The 17,054-nt window shown below is 37.5% G+C and carries 16 protein-coding genes, 1 tRNA gene, 1 rRNA gene, 2 pseudogenes and 1 riboswitch; of the genes and pseudogenes, 12 read left to right on the top strand and 8 right to left on the bottom strand.

Features of this window, described 5'->3' with window-relative positions; all coding sequences use genetic code 11:
* Nucleotides 1-51 precede the first annotated feature (51 nt).
* From ACVBAX_RS19860 to ACVBAX_RS19845, 4 genes are all read left to right on the top strand, one after another.
* Nucleotides 52-1,104 (top strand): proline racemase family protein, encoded by a 1,053-nt coding sequence (locus tag ACVBAX_RS19860; protein ID WP_447118527.1) that lies wholly within the window; start codon nucleotides 52-54, stop codon nucleotides 1,102-1,104.
* A 95-nt stretch (nucleotides 1,105-1,199) separates the two neighbouring features.
* Nucleotides 1,200-1,385: a hypothetical protein gene (locus ACVBAX_RS19855; protein WP_447118526.1), complete on the top strand. Its 186-nt coding sequence runs from the start codon at nucleotides 1,200-1,202 to the stop codon at nucleotides 1,383-1,385.
* Nucleotides 1,385-2,893 carry a sodium/proline symporter PutP gene (gene putP / locus ACVBAX_RS19850; protein ID WP_447118525.1) on the top strand — a complete coding sequence of 503 codons (1,509 nt, stop codon included), beginning with the start codon at nucleotides 1,385-1,387 and terminating at the stop codon, nucleotides 2,891-2,893. The genes ACVBAX_RS19855 and putP overlap by 1 nt, the downstream gene beginning before the upstream one ends.
* 117 nt (nucleotides 2,894-3,010) lie before the next feature.
* Entirely contained in the window at nucleotides 3,011-3,136 is a 126-nt protein-coding gene (locus tag ACVBAX_RS19845; protein WP_447118524.1) for a hypothetical protein, read from the top strand.
* A 567-nt stretch (nucleotides 3,137-3,703) separates the two neighbouring features.
* Here ACVBAX_RS19845 and ACVBAX_RS19840 read toward each other — a convergent pair.
* The 6 genes and pseudogenes from ACVBAX_RS19840 to ACVBAX_RS19815 form a co-directional block, all read right to left on the bottom strand.
* Nucleotides 3,704-3,909, bottom strand: a pseudogene (locus ACVBAX_RS19840) (DegT/DnrJ/EryC1/StrS family aminotransferase); the annotation flags it as partial.
* Nucleotides 3,910-4,052: 143 nt separating this feature from the next.
* Nucleotides 4,053-5,387 carry a cadherin-like beta sandwich domain-containing protein gene (locus ACVBAX_RS19835; RefSeq protein ID WP_447118523.1) on the bottom strand — a complete coding sequence of 445 codons (1,335 nt, stop codon included), beginning with the start codon at nucleotides 5,385-5,387 and terminating at the stop codon, nucleotides 4,053-4,055.
* A 232-nt stretch (nucleotides 5,388-5,619) separates the two neighbouring features.
* Nucleotides 5,620-6,051, bottom strand: a complete 432-nt coding sequence (locus tag ACVBAX_RS19830; protein WP_447118522.1) for a hypothetical protein — start codon at nucleotides 6,049-6,051, stop codon at nucleotides 5,620-5,622.
* Between the two features lie 112 nt (nucleotides 6,052-6,163).
* The gene (locus ACVBAX_RS19825; protein ID WP_447118521.1) at nucleotides 6,164-7,333 is read right to left on the bottom strand and encodes an ABC transporter permease; all 1,170 of its coding nucleotides are present in this window, start codon (nucleotides 7,331-7,333) and stop codon (nucleotides 6,164-6,166) included.
* A complete protein-coding gene (locus tag ACVBAX_RS19820; RefSeq protein ID WP_447118520.1) occupies nucleotides 7,281-8,021 on the bottom strand; it encodes an ABC transporter ATP-binding protein in 741 nt (246 codons plus the stop codon). The genes ACVBAX_RS19825 and ACVBAX_RS19820 overlap by 53 nt, the downstream gene beginning before the upstream one ends.
* 1 nt (nucleotide 8,022) lies before the next feature.
* A complete protein-coding gene (locus tag ACVBAX_RS19815; protein ID WP_447118519.1) occupies nucleotides 8,023-9,006 on the bottom strand; it encodes an efflux RND transporter periplasmic adaptor subunit in 984 nt (327 codons plus the stop codon).
* Between the two features lie 443 nt (nucleotides 9,007-9,449).
* Between ACVBAX_RS19815 and ACVBAX_RS19810 the strand changes: the two genes are divergently transcribed.
* The 4 genes and pseudogenes from ACVBAX_RS19810 to ACVBAX_RS19795 all read left to right on the top strand — a co-directional run bounded on the left by ACVBAX_RS19810 (nucleotide 9,450) and on the right by ACVBAX_RS19795 (nucleotide 11,925).
* A complete protein-coding gene (locus tag ACVBAX_RS19810) occupies nucleotides 9,450-10,121 on the top strand; it encodes a response regulator transcription factor (protein WP_447118518.1) in 672 nt (223 codons plus the stop codon).
* Nucleotides 10,122-10,130: 9 nt separating this feature from the next.
* A complete protein-coding gene (locus ACVBAX_RS19805) occupies nucleotides 10,131-11,375 on the top strand; it encodes a sensor histidine kinase (RefSeq protein WP_447118517.1) in 1,245 nt (414 codons plus the stop codon).
* A gap of 119 nt (nucleotides 11,376-11,494) precedes the next feature.
* Nucleotides 11,495-11,754 (top strand): annotated as a pseudogene (locus ACVBAX_RS19800) (aminomethyltransferase beta-barrel domain-containing protein); the annotation flags it as partial.
* 27 nt (nucleotides 11,755-11,781) lie between these two features.
* Nucleotides 11,782-11,925: a tyrosine-type recombinase/integrase gene (locus ACVBAX_RS19795; RefSeq protein WP_447118516.1), complete on the top strand. Its 144-nt coding sequence runs from the start codon at nucleotides 11,782-11,784 to the stop codon at nucleotides 11,923-11,925.
* A gap of 238 nt (nucleotides 11,926-12,163) precedes the next feature.
* Here ACVBAX_RS19795 and ACVBAX_RS19790 read toward each other — a convergent pair.
* A tRNA-Ala gene (locus ACVBAX_RS19790) sits at nucleotides 12,164-12,236 on the bottom strand.
* Between the two features lie 265 nt (nucleotides 12,237-12,501).
* Nucleotides 12,502-12,616, top strand: a riboswitch (TPP riboswitch).
* A gap of 142 nt (nucleotides 12,617-12,758) precedes the next feature.
* Here ACVBAX_RS19790 and thiC point away from each other — a divergent pair.
* The 3 genes from thiC (at nucleotide 12,759) to ACVBAX_RS19775 (ending at nucleotide 16,426) form a co-directional block, all read left to right on the top strand.
* Nucleotides 12,759-14,543, top strand: a complete 1,785-nt coding sequence (gene thiC / locus ACVBAX_RS19785) for a phosphomethylpyrimidine synthase ThiC (protein WP_447118515.1) — start codon at nucleotides 12,759-12,761, stop codon at nucleotides 14,541-14,543.
* A 223-nt stretch (nucleotides 14,544-14,766) separates the two neighbouring features.
* Nucleotides 14,767-15,468: an MgtC/SapB family protein gene (locus ACVBAX_RS19780; RefSeq protein WP_447118514.1), complete on the top strand. Its 702-nt coding sequence runs from the start codon at nucleotides 14,767-14,769 to the stop codon at nucleotides 15,466-15,468.
* Between the two features lie 37 nt (nucleotides 15,469-15,505).
* Entirely contained in the window at nucleotides 15,506-16,426 is a 921-nt protein-coding gene (locus tag ACVBAX_RS19775; RefSeq protein ID WP_447118513.1) for a DMT family transporter, read from the top strand.
* A gap of 35 nt (nucleotides 16,427-16,461) precedes the next feature.
* Here the strand turns inward: ACVBAX_RS19775 and ACVBAX_RS19770 are convergent, their stop codons facing one another.
* Nucleotides 16,462-16,638 (bottom strand): hypothetical protein, encoded by a 177-nt coding sequence (locus tag ACVBAX_RS19770; protein ID WP_430776522.1) that lies wholly within the window; start codon nucleotides 16,636-16,638, stop codon nucleotides 16,462-16,464.
* Between the two features lie 356 nt (nucleotides 16,639-16,994).
* On the opposite strand from ACVBAX_RS19770, the gene ACVBAX_RS19765 reads away from it, so the two are divergent.
* Nucleotides 16,995-17,054, top strand: a 16S ribosomal RNA gene (locus tag ACVBAX_RS19765); the annotation flags it as partial.

The raw sequence follows: 17,054 nt of genomic DNA, 5'->3' as shown, positions 1-17,054 counted from the left end.
GTTCCATTTTATATAAATCTATAAAGTTATGAAAAGTGGAGGTCTAAACATATGAGTTTTAAGAGAATGATTCATGCTGTGGATACACATTCTGGGGAGCCGATGCGTGTCATCACGGGAGGAATTCCTAATATACCAGGAACGACAGTTTTGGAGCAGATGCATTGGCTCGAAAAAAATGATGATCAACTTCGGATGCTTATGTTAAGAGAACCAAGGGGATATCCACCTCTTTGTTGTAATCTGATCGTGCCTCCGAAGCATCCTGGTGCAGATGCTGGTTATATTATTATGGAGCAGGTTGAGTACCCAGTGATGTCGGGGGGGAATACGATAGCTGTTGTTACAGTCTTATTGGAAACCGGTATGTTACCTATGCATGAACCTGTAACGGAACTTACTCTAGAGGCTCCTGCTGGGCTGATTAAAGTTAAAGCAGAATGTTCAAACGGTAAAGTTACTAGTGTTACATTTAGAAATGTGCCAGCTTTTGCACCATATATAGATGCAGAAATCGATGTGCCTCATTTAGGAAAAGTAAAGGTAGATGTAGGATGGGGTGGAATGTTTTATGTAATTGCCGACGTCCGTCAGTTCAAAGGACTTGAACTTATTCCTGAACATGGTAGTGAAATCGCTCGTATTTCCTCTATGATTCGTAAGGCTGCTCAGGAACAATTGCCTGTGGAACATCCTGATTATCCAGGAGTCGGGATTACTATTTCTCAGCTTTCTGGACCATCTACAAGTTCTGAATCAGATTGGAAGAATGTCGTAACCGTTGCTTCCGGAGATCTTGACTGGGATGACCCTTCTACATGGACGGGAGCTTTGGATCGTTGTCCTTGTGGTACTGGAACTAGTGCGAAAATGGCAACCTTGTATGCCAAGGGTGAATTGGACTTACATCAAGACTTTCGACATGAGGGGATTCTTGGGACAGTATTTAATGGCCGTCTTGTTGAGGAAGTGCAACTTGGTGACTACAAAGCTGTGACTCCAACCGTTAGTGGCCAGGCCTGGATCACTGGATTTAATACTTATGTACTTGACCCTACTGATCCTTTTCCTAATGGATTTAAAATTGGAGATATTTGGGCATAAAAGAATTGGTTTCTAATACTGTTTGAACTCGAATAAGGGTGATAAACGGTCATTAGTAGATTGATAGATGCTGAAAATTAAAAAGGAGCGATAAAATGGAACCATCGTTTACTGTTGCTACTTGGTTTTGGTTACTAGTCCCGATGCCGCTTTTAATATTATTTTCTCTAGTTTCTCTTTTCAAACAAATACGACGTGAAAAAAAACAAAAAAACTTTGTCAATAATGTAAGTGTACCAGTATCTTATCAAAAAACAGCGGTTGGAAAGAAGGGGTCATAATGGATTATATATCTCTTACAGTATTTATTCTGTATTTTGGATTCCTTTTTTTAATTGGGTATATGGCCTATAGAAGAACGAAAAACTTCTCTGATTATATTTTAGGAGGAAGAGAATTAGGTCCATTTGTGGGAGGGATAAGTACAGGTGCTTCGGACATGAGTGGTTGGTTGCTCTTAGGTCTACCAGGTTCTATATATGTTGGAGGTATCTCGGGGATATGGCTGGCGATTGGGTTGGCGATTGGTGCTTATATTAACTGGCAGTTTGTTGGAAAAAGAATTCGTGTGTACACTCAGGTGGCCAATAATTCTCAGACACTTCCAGATTTCTTAGAAAATCGGTTTCGGGATAAATCGAAATCTCTTAGAATTATATCCTCTCTATTTATATTAATTTTCTTTGCCTTTTATATTTCTTCAGGTCTTGTTGGAGGGGCGATCCTCTTTGAGCAGACCTTTGGGATTCCTTACACTACTGCACTATGGGTAGGGTCCTTAGTTATCGTGTTTTATACATGTATTGGAGGGTTCTTTGCAGTTGCATGGACAGACTTTTTTCAAGGAATGTTAATGTTCGTGGCTCTGCTAATTGTCCCAATTGTTTCCTTCACCTACCTTGGTGGATGGAATAATACCGTGGCTGAAGCTGGTACCATTTCTATGGAACATTTAGATGTTTTTGCTAATACTACAACGCTAGGTATAATCTCTTTACTTGCCTGGGGTTTAGGGTACTTTGGGCAACCTCATGTAATTGTTCGCTTCATGTCTATGACCTCATCTAGAGATATTACGATCGGCCGGTCTATTTATACCATCTGGAATGTATTAGCCCTTTTTGGAGCTGTTTTTACTGGGTTTGCAGGAATCGTTTATTTTGCTGATGCTCCATTATCTAATCCCGAAACCGTATTTATTCAGTTTGCTCAAGCTCTATTCAATCCATGGGTGGCTGGTGTATTATTAGTAGCTATCCTATCTGCCATCATGAGCACAATCAGTTCTCAATTATTGATTTGTGCTACAGCATTATCTGAGGACTTATACAAAGGGTTGTTTAGAAAAAAAGCAAGTCAAAAAGAATTATTTTGGGTTATTAGAATAGGGATTTTAGCGATTTCATTATTTGCGATCTTTTTAGCCCTTAATCCAGAAAGTTCTGTATTAGGTTTGGTTGGTTATGCGTGGGCTGGATTTGGCTCAGTTTTTGGCCCAGCCATCATACTTGCTATCTTTTGGAAAGGAACTACTAAAAATGGGGTACTTGCTGGAATGGTTGTTGGTGGTATCACGGTGATTCTTTGGAGTCTATTATCAACTCCACCAATTGGACCGGACGGGGTAAAACTCGCACAATCAGAGGCATTTATTCCATTCTATCTATACGAACTTGTTCCAGGATTTGTTTTTTCTCTACTAGCCATTTTTGTTTTTTCTAAAATTGGCCCAAGACCTAGTAAAGAAATGGTGGAAGAATTTGATGTGGTTAGAGTGAGTAATATTTAGTTGAGGACAACCAATGTATTAAAAAATAAGTTGGTTGGTGCATACAGATCCTCTAAATTTCAAAGCTACTTCGTAAAGGTTAATAAGTTATTGTGTAATTATTATAGGGGGTCCATTATGTGGGTTATAACAGTTTATTTAAATAAAAATATTAGAATGTTCGAATATGACACAGAAGAAGAAGCAAGGGAAGCCTCTAAAAATATATTTGGCTATAAAATCATATCAGAAATTGTTTACTAAAATAGATTTTCTTTACTATTAACTGACTGGATCTTGGCTTATTATATCCCAAATAATCCTCCGATTCCCTTTGGAATTTGAGGGTTATTTTTTTACAAGTAAGAAAATATAGGGCCCTATTTTATTGGCGAATTATGGTAAACATATAGACTGAATATTCAAAATAAAAATAAATGAAATGATTATTTTTAATAGTGACATATTTATTAGATGATACATTTGAACTAATCCAGCAAAAATTAAAGAATAAAAAAGGAGGCAGAAAGCAAAAGACTTTGGGAAGAAATTCTTTATGTTTGTCTCCTTTAGTTACGAAGGGGGATAAACTTTGTACTAATTGTGGTTTAGAAGGTAATGCAGAAGAGATTAAAGATATCATTGTACGAGAATCCTTAGTTGTTTTGAATGAGGTAGCGTTTTGATAATCCTCTAAAGTAAAAAATTAATACATATATTCTTTGCCATTGGTAAAAAACAATTTGAGTTTAGTGAAAAAAGAATGTTGCAGGAGTAAAAAGTGAAATAAAAGGATGCAGTACATATTATGCATCCAATAATAATTTAAAATCAGTATTTTCCATACAACTCAGCTATCTTCATTACAACATATTCTTGTTGTTCAATTTTCTAACTCTGGAAACATTGGGAGTGACAGTGCCTCTTTTGCAACATTTTCAGATTGGTAAATCTCCTACTTGATAGTTTAGGTTCTCAAATACAGGTTGTACGTGAAGAGGCAGTGGATAATACACTATTGTGGTTACACCCTGTTTTAAAACGTCTCAACCCCGTTGTTACCAAGAGTTGAGACGTTTTAAATTTACTCGACAAGTTGCGTTAAAAAGGGATATGAGGTCGACTGAAGTACAAAAAATATTATAACTATATCTGAGTTCATAACAATAAAGGGTTATTCTTACAAACCAAAAAATGAGAGAATTCTTTGCCAAACTGAGTCGGATTCTCTATTAAACTCTCCAGCAAGGTCCATTTGACTGCTACTCCCACTTTCTCTAGCATTTACTGTTTGTGAATCTACAGAAACTTCCGACTCAACCTCATTCTCTGCTGTAGAGACGGTTGTTTCTTCATTGATATCCTTATCAAATACTAAAATATAGGTTTTTCGATCTTCATCGTGTGTGACAACAACAGAGATAACAGTTTTTGCTTTGTCATCTATGTTTACTTCCGAGGTAGATGAAATAACTTTATCATCAATGGTAATCTCAGCATCACTCTCCGCTGCATCTGCTGAAAGGGTTACACTTGTTACGTCAGTAGCTACATCTAGATGATAAGTATACACGTCAGAGGCAAACGACTTATTCCATGTGCCGATAGAGACTGTTAATGAATCAAGATTTGCCTTTGTGTTTGTCTCTGTAACACCCAATACGCCAGTATTTACCGTAGTTTGGGACATGCTACTACTATACTGACCCTTTGAAACTGTCTGAGTTCCGGGTGACGTGTTTCTTACCGGTTGTTCTGGTGTTGCGGGCTGTTGTGTACCCTCATTTTCTGGTTCAGTAGATGTCTCAGGATTTTGTTCGGGTTCGTCTTCTATTTCTGCACGTGTAACATTCACCGTGTAGGTTCTTTGGCTGCCATTCTCTGCAGTTACGATAATACTAATAGTAGTAAGACCTACAGGAAGTTCAACCAAATAACCATCTGAATTGATGACAGTCTCGTCAACTTGAACAATGGAGGTGTCTTCAACTACAACGGCTGCTACTGTAACTTTATTTGTCTCGTTATTTACATTTATACTATAGCTTGTGACTTCTGGATCAAATTCAATTTCGCCGCTGGATAACGTAAGGTTTGCAAGTTTATTATTTTCATTTTGTGCACGTACCACGGTAATGGTATAGGTAGAAACATCATTGCCGTTTGTAACGATGATGGTAAACAAGTTCTCTCCTGTCTCCAACAAGAGGTTTGATTTCTCGCCACTTGTCATTGTTTCTCCATTAACTGTTACTGAAGCTGAGTCTTCGTTAGTCTCAATTAGTAAATTCATGCTTTTTATATCATTTGTTACCGAGGCAGTATAATTTTGTACATCAGCTGAAAATTCCTGGTCAAGCTGAAACTCTTCAATATTTAACGATTGTAAAGCGGCAGAGTTTACTGGAATTGTTAACTCCTCAGCATATGAATGTCCGATTGGGGAAAAAGAGACATTTGCTAACCCAATAATTGATCCAACCGCTATCAGTTTTATCCTTTTATTTAGTCGCATGTAAATCACCTCTTAATATTTGTAAATTAAACCAACAGACCCTATTTACTCAAGGCTATTTTTTGAAGAAGTGTTGCTTTAGTAACCTATTCTAAATCTTAAAAAAGTAGTTTCTTTAGGTGTAGGGTAAAGTATAAAGAAAAGGTGCTACTTGTTAGAGCTAGTCAAAAGTACGTAAAGCAACAAAGTTTGTGAATAAGCCAAATAAAAGATAAGTTTCAATATTTTCCCTTTAAACCTCAAGGTTCTTTAACTTTTGCTGTTTTCTAGTTAATACAAGAAGGATAAACCATGCAATTCCTAATCCAAGAGACGTACAATTCATAATGAAAGCTGGCAATCCATTTTCAAGATTTCGCAAGCTTGAAGAGAGACTAGATTGCTGCCCGAAATTCATCCCAGCACCGGTCATCTCACCATTTTGTGGAGCTGCTGGCATTGAATTTCTAAAATTGGATTCTGAAGCACCTTCCGTTCCTGTGCTATTATTCTGAGGAGGCATAGCTCTGGATCCATTTCCTTCATTATTACCCATCATTCGATTAGCCCCATTTGCAAAACCTTGTGATGTACCACCCAGGGTATAACTTGCAATACCAATGGTTGATTGGAGGATTAGTAAAACTAAAGCTAAGACACCAACCCAAGTCAATATTTTTCTCATTTGTTCCGTCTCCTTATCAATTATTTTAATCTAGTATTCTATAATGAATTCTTGACCTTACTCTTACAAATTCTTTCCCTCTAGAAGTCATGTTGAGGTTAAACGTGATTTATTATTCATGGCGTAAAGCCTGAATAGGGTTTAATTTAGAAGCTTTGTTTGCTGGGAATACTCCAAAGATGAGACCAATGGCAAAAGCGAAAAGGAAAGCAACTAGTGTAACCGAAGGCGAGTATATGATGTTCATACTAGTGAATACCTCAATCAACTTTGAAGTACCCAGACCGCAAAGGACACCAATAAGTCCACCCATAGTACTTAAAACTACAGCCTCAATAAGGAATTGAATGAGGATTGATTTTCGATTAGCTCCGATGGCTTTCCGTATCCCGATTTCCTTTGTCCGTTCTGAAACGGAGACGAGCATAATGTTCATAACACCGATTCCGCCGACTAGCAAGGATATGCTTGCAATTCCGCCTAGCATAAGTGTCATTGTATCTGATACAGAACCCATGGTTTCCATTAAATCATCTTGGCTCGAAACAGAATATGCATCACTTAGATTTGGAAATAAGGTAGTCATGACACCTTGGATTTGAAGCTTTGCTAGGGACACCATGTCTTCATTTTCTGTTTTCAAATAGATAGTGCCTATGTTGGTATTAGCCGTCACTCTTTGAGTAGTGGAAAGAGGGGCGATAATGACATTATCGCCACTTGTACCAAGTGAGCTTCCAACTGACTCTAGAACACCGACCACTTTAAAGGAGACACCATCAATTTGGAGGCTTTCCCCAACCGGATTTGTTCTTGGAAATAAAGTTTCAGCCGTATCTGAACCAAGAACGACAATCTTTTGCCTTAATTCATGATCCATGTCTGAAATAAAGCGGCCTTGACTAAGAGATAAATCTCTTACAGATAAATAAGATGAAGTTGTACCTGTGATGGAAACTTGTGTTGAATTTTCTCCATTTTTCGCAAACACCCTTCCGGAAACAAGGGGAGCCACCTCAGAAATACCATTAAACTCTTCGAATTGATCAAGATTACCTTCTTTGAGCTGCACTGACTCTGTATCTGTAACACTAAGTGTCAATAAGGTTGTCCCTAAACTACCAATCTCTTCGGTTACCGATTGTGAGGAGCCTTGACCAACAGAAACCAATGTAATGACTGAAGCAACTCCAATAATAATACCAAGCATTGTTAGAAAAGATCTTAGTTTATTGCTTTTGATACTCTTTTGGGCCATCTTGATGGATTCCAGTAAATTCAAACCAGTCACCTCCATTTTCATATAATTGACCGTCATGAATACGAACAACCCGTTTTGCTTCTCTCGCAACATCTAAGTCATGTGTAATCAAAATGATAATATGTCCTTTTGCATTTAATTCCTTTAACAACTCCAGCACCTCTTTACTCGTCTTACTATCTAAAGCTCCTGTAGGCTCATCAGCAAGTAGGACAGAAGGTTTACCGGCAAGTGCCCTAGCAATGGCTACTCTTTGCTGTTGGCCACCAGATAGTTGGGTTGGCAAATGGTGTTGCCGACCGTGCAATCCTACCATTTCCAGGCAGGAATTAGCTGTTTCTCTTCGCTCTTTCACTCCCATTCCTCTATAGACGAGGGGAAGCTCAACATTCTCTATTGCTGATAACTTATTTAACAGATTGAAGTTCTGAAATATAAAACCTATTTTAATATTCCGTATGGATGCAAGTTCATTATCTCTCATTCTGGCCACATTTTTACCATCTAGTAGATATACCCCAGAATCTGGTTTATCGAGACAGCCAATCATGTTCATAAATGTAGATTTTCCTGAACCAGACGGACCAATAATTGAGATAAAGTCTCCTTCATTAATTTGAAGGGAAACCCTTTGGAGGGCATGGACAGTTTCACCCCCAAGCTCATAGGATTTTGACAATCTGTCAATCTCGATGATTGGTTTTCCCATGTTATTGGCCACCTCCACCTGTTCCTGCTCCACCCTGGAATCCTTGTCCTCCAGCACCAGGGAATCCTTGTCCTCTGCCACCCTGGAATCCTTGTCCTCCAGTGGCACCTGGGAACCCTTGGTTTCTACCTGACTGATTTTCAGATGAAATGGTTAACGCTAATTGAACAATTTGACCTTCTGTTAATCCAGAAGTAATTTCAATATTTTGACTGTCATTTATTCCTGTTTCTACTACCTGTTTCTTTGTATTTGCTTCTGCATTATCGCTCGAAGCAGATTCCTGTATAGTTACATATTTTTCTCCACCGTTATTCTTGACTGACTCAATTGGAACATATAGAACATCTTGCTTGCTTTCTGTTGTGATACTTACTTCCGTTGACATTCCAATTAACAAGTCTTTCGGATCCGTAAATTGTACGGTAACATTAAAGCTTGAAACTCCATTCTGTGATTCTCCTTCTTTGGCAACCCCCGTTACTGTCCCTTTAAATGTTTCATCAGGGAAGGCACTGGCTGTTATTTCAGCGGGTTGTCCTGTTTTAATACTGACTATATCTAGCTCATCTACACTGATTACAGTTTGTAATGAATCATAGTCTGTTATATGACCGACTACCTGTGATAATTGGATTCGGTTTCCACTCTCGATATCTAAGGAAGTAATAGTACCAGCATGAGTAGCAGTAATTGGGTCACTTCCATCCGTAAAGCTGATTAATTCGTCTCCCTCTTCCACTTTATCGTTGACTTCAACCAAGATTTCATCGACAATACCCTCTGATTTTGACGTGATATCAGTGCTGTTAATTGAAGATACAGTACCAGCTCCACTGACCTGGACTTTAATGTCCCCTTTTTGAACTGTAGTTGTCATAATCTGTGCGGCAGCAGGTTCGGCAGTTTGCTGGCTTTTGAATAACCAAAAGCCACCTCCACCGACAAGTAGCACGATTGCAACTATAGAAATCCATTTTTTCACTACTATTCCTCCTTTTAGTATGGATGGCAAAATTATTAGCTCCCTTATGCGAACTGATTATAAAAAGTTTTTCTTAACTTTTCCTTAAGACAACGATTATTAAAAAGAATATTGAGATGGTGATTTAGAAGTGGAAGGGAAGATTAAGGAGGTTATTCAATAACATCGCATATAACTGGGAGCGGGCTTTAAGTGGTAAATAATATTTTTTATTTTCACATATCATTATTCTTCTTAAGGTGAAATTAAGGAAAAAGATACATAATGGGATTATTAGAATAATTGTGAATTATAGAGTGTTTACTTCTGAAGTACGATTGGTTTGTTTCATTCTTTCTCAATAAGAAGAGAATATCACGCATGATGTAAATAATATAAAAGAGTCGAAACATCCCGAACATGGTCGTTTAATCAATAAGTCATATAATCAAGAGGTGGTATACTTGCATTTATTAGTAGTAGAAGATAATCTTTCCCTACTAGAATCCATCGTTCAGCTTTTATCACATGAATTTGAAGTGGATCAAGCAACAACAGGGGAAGATGCATTATATTTAGCGATGAAGAATATTCACGATGTGATTATTCTAGATGTCATGATTCCTGAAATCGATGGTTTTGAAGTTCTTAAAAGAATACGGAAAGAGGGGATTAAGGTACCCGTTCTATTTTTAACCGCTAGAGATTCCTTAGAAGATCGTGTGAAAGGATTAGATAGTGGAGGGGATGACTATTTAGTAAAGCCGTTTCAAGCTGCTGAATTAAAGGCAAGAATTCGTGCATTATTAAGGAGAAGTGGCAGCCTAACAACTAATCAAACAATTAGATATCGAGGGATTGAATTACTGGGGAAGGAACGCGATATTATAGTTGAGGGAGAACAGGTCAAGCTAACGACAAAACAATATGAGCTATTGGAGTATCTTATTCAAAATAAAGGGGCCATTCTAACAAGGGAACAAATATATGACCGCGTTTGGGGATTTGACTCAGATACTACAATAGCTGTCGTTGAAGTATTTATGCATCATCTTCGCAAAAAATTAGAACCCTTTGGTTATCATTCCGATATTAAAACGATACGTAGTGTCGGCTATATGTTGAATGAAGAGTAGGAGAAAGTTATGTTTCGGAAAACTCATGTCAGACTTACCTTATTAAACTCCTTAGTTTTTATTGTGTTAATAAGTATACTGGGAAGCGTTATTTATCTTTTTACAGAAAATAGATTATACGAGAATGTAAACCAGTCTTTACTCCAATCCGTTGATAACTTTCAACAGCCACCTACTCTCGGTGAAAATCCTGATTGGATAGGACCACCATTTATAAGAAGAGATCCAAGAATCATGACTCTTATATGGCAAGATGAAAAGCTTTTAACGGAACAAATCTGGGCGGATGATTTATTTGGAGATAGAGAAGAGTTAGTTCGTCCCAAGAAAAAAAATTCATTAGAGGATATTGAGGTTGAGGGATATATTTATCGGTATATTGCTTTTGATTTTGAATCAAAATTTGGTACAGTTACTGTTCAATTTATTCGAAATGTTGATTCTGAAAAAGAGCTAATGGATAGGCTTTTGTTAATCATACTTGTTGGCTGCAGTCTTGGAGTCATTGGTGCGATTGCTGCGGGGTACTTTTTGGCGGGAAGGGCCCTTGTACCAATAAAAAGTGCATGGCAAAAACAACAAGAATTTGTCTCAGATGCTTCGCACGAACTGCGAACGCCTTTATCTGTCATTCAAATCAAAACAGATATACTTTTCAGGAATCCGTATTCGACTATTCAAGATAAAATACTAGATATATCAACCATTTCTGCTGAGTCAAGAAGGCTCTCCAAATTGGTTGCTAATTTATTGACTCTAGCAAGATCTGACTCTGATCAAATAGAAATGAGGAAGCAGGTCTTCCTATTTGACGAACTATTAAAAGAAATTGTGTTTCAATATGAAGATTTTGCTTTGTATGAAGATAAGTCCCTGAAATTAGAAGTTTCAGATTCCATTAAATTTTTTGCGGATAAGGAAAGGATACATCAGTTGATTGTTATTTTATTGGATAACGCCATAAAATATACAGATAAAGGCGGAGAAATCCTATTGTCTTGTCTTCAGACAAATTCCTTGATTGTCTTTACGGTAAGTGACAACGGAATTGGGATTCCGGAAAAGGACATCCCCAGAATTTTTGATCGTTTCTTTCAAAGCGATAATGCCAGAACATCTGAGGAGGGAACAGGATTAGGTTTGTCAATAGCTAAATGGATTATTGATAAGCATCATGGAAAAGTGAAGGTTCAAAGCACTCCAAGTATAGGCACAACAATTGAAGTAAGTTTTCCTAAAGCTCAAAAAAGATAATCTAGGTTTCTCCTATTATTAAAGCAGTTGATAAGGGGTGGGCTCAAGGGATAGAGGTGATAGAGTCAGCAAATAGTAGGATTTTGGTAACCCTATCAAAGGAAACGATTGCTAGTACTTTAGAATGTATGTCAAAATTCCGGTACCGTCAATAGGACAATGAAGTAACGGTAAAATGGTTGAATGATTCCCAAGTTAAAGTTAATTTCCACAAACCGATTCGTGCCATAACACCAGGACAAGCAGTTGTCTTCTATAAAGGAGAAGAATGCCTAGGTGGAGGAACAATAACAGATGTTTACCGTGATAACAACAATTAACTTATGTAGGTGATGCTTTAAAGCAACAAAAAATCAAACTAGACAAAATGAAAGAATAACTTGGAAATATCTACCAAGACAATGATTTGGTATTTCCCAATTCTTTTGGCGGCTTTAAAAATCCAAGAAACCTCCTGGGTGAGTTTTATGGCATCATCGAAAAAGCGGGCTTACAGCGCATGGCTTTTCATAATCTGCGGCATTCACATGCGACCCATTTATTGAATTGAAGGAGTCAATCCCAAAGTCGTTCAAGAACGTTTTGGTCATCATAGAAGTGCTGTCACACTCGTTATTTATTCTCAAGTCACACAAGATATCCAGGATGAAGCAGCGGTAAAGGTGGAGCAAGGCTATCTTCGTCATAAAAACCTGTGAACACTTGTGAACTGTTTGGCACATAAACTAAAATACCGCAGGTGCTCTTCATTAGGAAGAACCTGCGGTATAATAGGTCTTATATAGTTATGGAGCATAGGGGGCTCGAACCCCTGACCTCTACGCTGCCAGCGTAGCGCTCTCCCAGCTGAGCTAATGCCCCGAATTTCTGAAACGATATAAAAATATTATACTACATCATTGTATTTTTACAATACCTGAAAACGCATTTTTTTGCCTAAGCTAAATATTGTAGGAGGCATGTAATATCAGGGCTTCATAGGGCAGTTATGAATAACTCGTAACCTTTATACGATAACTTCCGAATCTTTCATAAAGTGGTTCTGAATCGTGGTCTTTTATAACTATTCAGGAAAATTTACCCTTCCATTTCCTATGGTTTCATGTATAATAAATGAGAATTGAATAGCAATAACTAGGGGAGTCCAATAGTTTGGGCTGAGAGAGAGACACGTTTAAGTTTCTTGACCCTTTGGACCTGATCTGGATCATACCAGCGTGGGGAAGTTAATAACAATCTATTAATTTAGATTACACTTCTACATATTAAGCCGGGTCCGTCTATTTTTGGACCCGGCTTTTTTATTGTGTTTTTCTTACTTCGATCCCCCGTTTTTTCTAGATCTCGTCCTTTTATTACATTTTATAAAAGGAGAGATTTATCATGGCATCAACTTCATTAAATCAATCGAGTATTTCCATTATGTCAAGTTTTTCAGGAAGTAAAAAGGTATATGTAGAAGGCTCAAGACCTGATATTCAAGTACCTATGCGAGAAATTGCACTTAGTCCTACATCTGGAACTTTTGGTGAAGAAGAAAATCTACCAGTTCGGGTATACGATTCAAGTGGACCATATACCGATAACCAATTTTCAGTCGAGATAACTAAAGGCTTACCTAATCTAAGACATAACTGGATACGAGAAAGAGAAGATGTAGAAGAATATAAAGGAAGAGAAATAAAGCCGGAAGACAATGGATTTAAAGATGATCATGACCCAAGAGCGAATCATAAAATCTTTCCGGGACTCAACCGAAAACCATTACGAGCGAAAAAAGGTCAGAATGTAACCCAACTTCATTATGCCAAAAAAGGGATTATCACTCCTGAAATGGAGTTTATCGCCATTAGAGAAAATATGAAACCAGAGTTTGTTCGTGAGGAAGTGGCAAAAGGAAGAGCGATCATTCCGTCGAATATCAATCATCCAGAGATGGAGCCAATGATCATCGGACGTAATTTTCACGTGAAGATAAATGCGAATATCGGAAACTCAGCTGTTTCCTCTTCCATTGAAGAGGAAGTGGAAAAAATGACATGGGCTACCCGCTGGGGGGCAGATACCATTATGGATTTATCAACAGGAAAAAATATTCATACAACAAGAGAATGGATCATCCGTAATTCTGCCGTTCCGGTAGGTACAGTTCCTATTTATCAAGCACTTGAAAAAGTGAACGGTATTGCCGAGGATTTAACTTGGGAAGTTTATCGTGACACATTAATTGAGCAAGCAGAGCAAGGTGTCGATTATTTCACCATCCATGCCGGGGTTCTTTTAAGGTACGTTCCTCTAACGGCGAAACGATTAACGGGCATTGTTTCAAGAGGTGGCTCGATCATGGCTCAGTGGTGTTTGTATCATCACCAGGAAAATTTCCTTTATACTCATTTTAACGAAATCTGTGAAATTATGAAGGCTTATGATGTAGCGTTCTCTCTTGGGGACGGTTTACGTCCTGGTTCTATTGCAGATGCAAATGATGAGGCACAGTTTGCAGAACTAGAGACATTAGGAGAACTAACCCAGATTGCATGGGAGCATGATGTACAGGTAATGGTGGAGGGGCCAGGGCATGTACCAATGCATCTCATTAAAGAGAATATGGATAAACAGTTAGAGGTTTGTAAGGAAGCTCCATTCTATACATTAGGGCCTTTAACGACTGATATTGCTCCAGGGTATGACCATATCACATCAGCCATTGGGGCTGCGATGATCGGTTGGTATGGTACGGCCATGCTTTGTTATGTGACACCAAAGGAACATTTAGGCTTACCTAATAGAGAGGATGTTAGGGAAGGGGTAATCACCTATAAGATTGCGGCTCACGCGGCTGATTTAGCCAAAGGTCATCCAGGCGCACAAAAGAGAGATGATGCTCTATCAAAAGCAAGATTTGAATTCCGCTGGAGAGATCAGTTTAATCTATCTTTAGATCCAGAACGGGCATTGGAGTACCATGATGAAACCTTACCTGCAGAGGGAGCTAAAACAGCCCATTTTTGCTCTATGTGTGGACCGAAGTTTTGCAGCATGAGGATTTCACATGATATTCGTAATTACGCAAAAGAAAACCAACTTGATACGAATGAAGCTATGGTGAAAGGAATGAAAGAAAAAGCTGACGAGTTTAAACAAACAGGTGGAAGTATCTATCGATAATATATGCAAATAAATATATAGAAGGAAGTCGTTCCAATTGACTTCCTTCTATTATTTTCGTTATTAAATTAAATTGTATGGAAAATCGTTTTTTGTGTGTTATATTTCATATAATATATTGACGGAATGAATGGAGCTCGGATGGAATAGGTATATATGATATACGCATCGTTTCCTAATTCTTTCACCAAAAATATAACTACATCATTAAGGGGGATAATATATGAAAGAACTATTTATAGAATTTACTCGTTACGATGTTCTTTTTAAATTATCTTTTGCTGCAGTTGCTGGGATTGTCATCGGATTGGAACGAGAACTAAAAGGGAAGCCACTAGGATTGAAAACTTGTCTCATTATTTCTGTCATGGCTTGTTTGTTAACGACAGTGTCATATGAATCCGCCTTTTTATATGCTAAAGAGTATTCAAGACCAATGGATCCAGGCAGAATTCCTTCATATATCATTAGTGGTATTGGCTTTTTGGGAGCAGGGGTAATAATGAAGAGAGGGAATGAAGCCATTTCCGGTCTAACAACTGCTTCGTTGGTTCTTGCATCTGCTGGAATTGGAATTACGATTGGTGCTGGTTTTTACATAGAGGCTCTCGCTGGCATATCATTCTTAATTTTCGGTATTAAAGTAATACCATTTTTATTTGATAAAATTGGGCCGAAAAAGTTAAAAGAGAAAGAAATTAAAGTGAAGTTATTTTTAGAGAAATCAACCAACTTAACAGAAATGATTAAAGAAATTAAAGGTAGAAAGTTAGGGGTGAAACACTTAAAGGTCAAAGAAGAGACAGATGATATTTTGATTAGTTGCTTAGTCACAACCTATAAAGGTATTTACACCACAGATATTTATTACGAGTTAAAATCAATTAATGGTGTAAACCAAGTTGAAGTCGAAAGCGTTGAGTAAATAGTGATATCAGGGAGGAATTAAGAAGGGGAAACGAATGAATCGTACAATAGTCAATCCGTATTTTGCATTAATCGTCGGTGTAATTGCAGTATCAGCTTCCGCCATTTTTGTAAAGTTTTCTGATGCTCCTTCGGGGGTAATTGCTTTTTACCGACTACTTTTCTCTGTTTTGTTTATGTTACCGGTCTTTTTAATGAAGTATGTAAAGGAATTGGCGCTTATCTCGGGAAGAGATTGGTTATATGCAATTCTTGCTGGAGTGTTTTTATCCTTTCACTTCATATTATGGTTTGAATCTTTAAACTACACATCTGTGGCGAGTTCTACTGTACTTGTCACGCTTCAGCCGTTGTTTGCATTTGTCGGTACTTTTTTGTTTTTTAAAGAGCGCTTTACATTAAAAGCCATACTTTGTGCAGTAGCAGCGATTGTAGGGAGTGTCATCATTAGCTGGGGGGATTTTCAAGTAAGTGGAACAGCTTTATTTGGGGATATTCTTGCATTACTAGCATGTGCACTTGTTACAGCGTATTTAATGTTTGGACAATCAGTAAGAAAGAGAATTTCTTTAGTTACTTATACATTTGTTGTATATAGTATAAGCTCGATTGTTTTATTGCTTTATGTCCTTATTGTCGGAGAATCTCTATATCCCTATCCGAAAAATGAGTGGTGGAACTTTATTTTATTAGCACTTATCCCTACCTTATTAGGCCATTCCTTATTCAATTGGGCAATCAAGTGGATTAGTACTTCCGTTATATCGATGGCTATCTTATTTGAGCCGATCGGAGCAACAATCCTTGCGTATTATCTTTTATCAGAAAAAGTTTTATTTACTCAGGTATTAGGGGGAAGCGTTGTTATAGTGGGTATCTCCTTGTTTTTATTAAATGAGAGAAGTGGAAAACAGAAGAAAATTAAAAAAGATACACTTAAAGAAATCGTTGAATAAGAAGGAGAACCTTTAACATAAAGGTTCTCCTTCTTTTAGAGTGTGTAGGTAAATCCAGAAAAAATACAAGCTGAAACGAATGTAAAGATAAATGTACCACCGTATACTTTGCCTTCGCTATTGGCGATTCGAATTCCCTCCCAGTAAGCATAGTAAAATAAGAAGATGGCCATAAATAGTGATAGGTATAAGGAGAATGATTCTAATAGCATGTGTTACTCCTTTCTATTATTTTTTATAGTATTTATATGCTAGCAAACCAAATCTATTACTCCTCTTAAGAGATTCTACTTTTAAAAGAAAAACTTTTTTAAAATTATATTGAAATTGAATTTTATTCGTGATATATTATTTCTTGTCCTCACGAGGAAGCAACGTTTTGAAAAAACAAAAGTAAAAAAGTTGTTGACTTTAAAATGTACGATGTGATATATTATGGAAGTCGCTTTTGAGCGATAACCTAACAAATTGTTCTTTGAAAACTAAACAAATCATACGTCAACAAAAAATGATTAGTGTTGAAAAATACACTAGCCAACGTTTTAACTTTAAGAGCTAATCTTACTCTTTATTGGAGAGTTTGATCCTGGCTCAGGACGAACGCTGGCGGCGTGCCTAATACATGCAA

The sequence above is a fragment of the Robertmurraya sp. GLU-23 genome, from assembly GCF_052983275.1.
The sequence above is the reverse complement of the archived record's forward strand: the minus strand, read 5'-3'. Positions and strand labels throughout refer to the sequence as shown.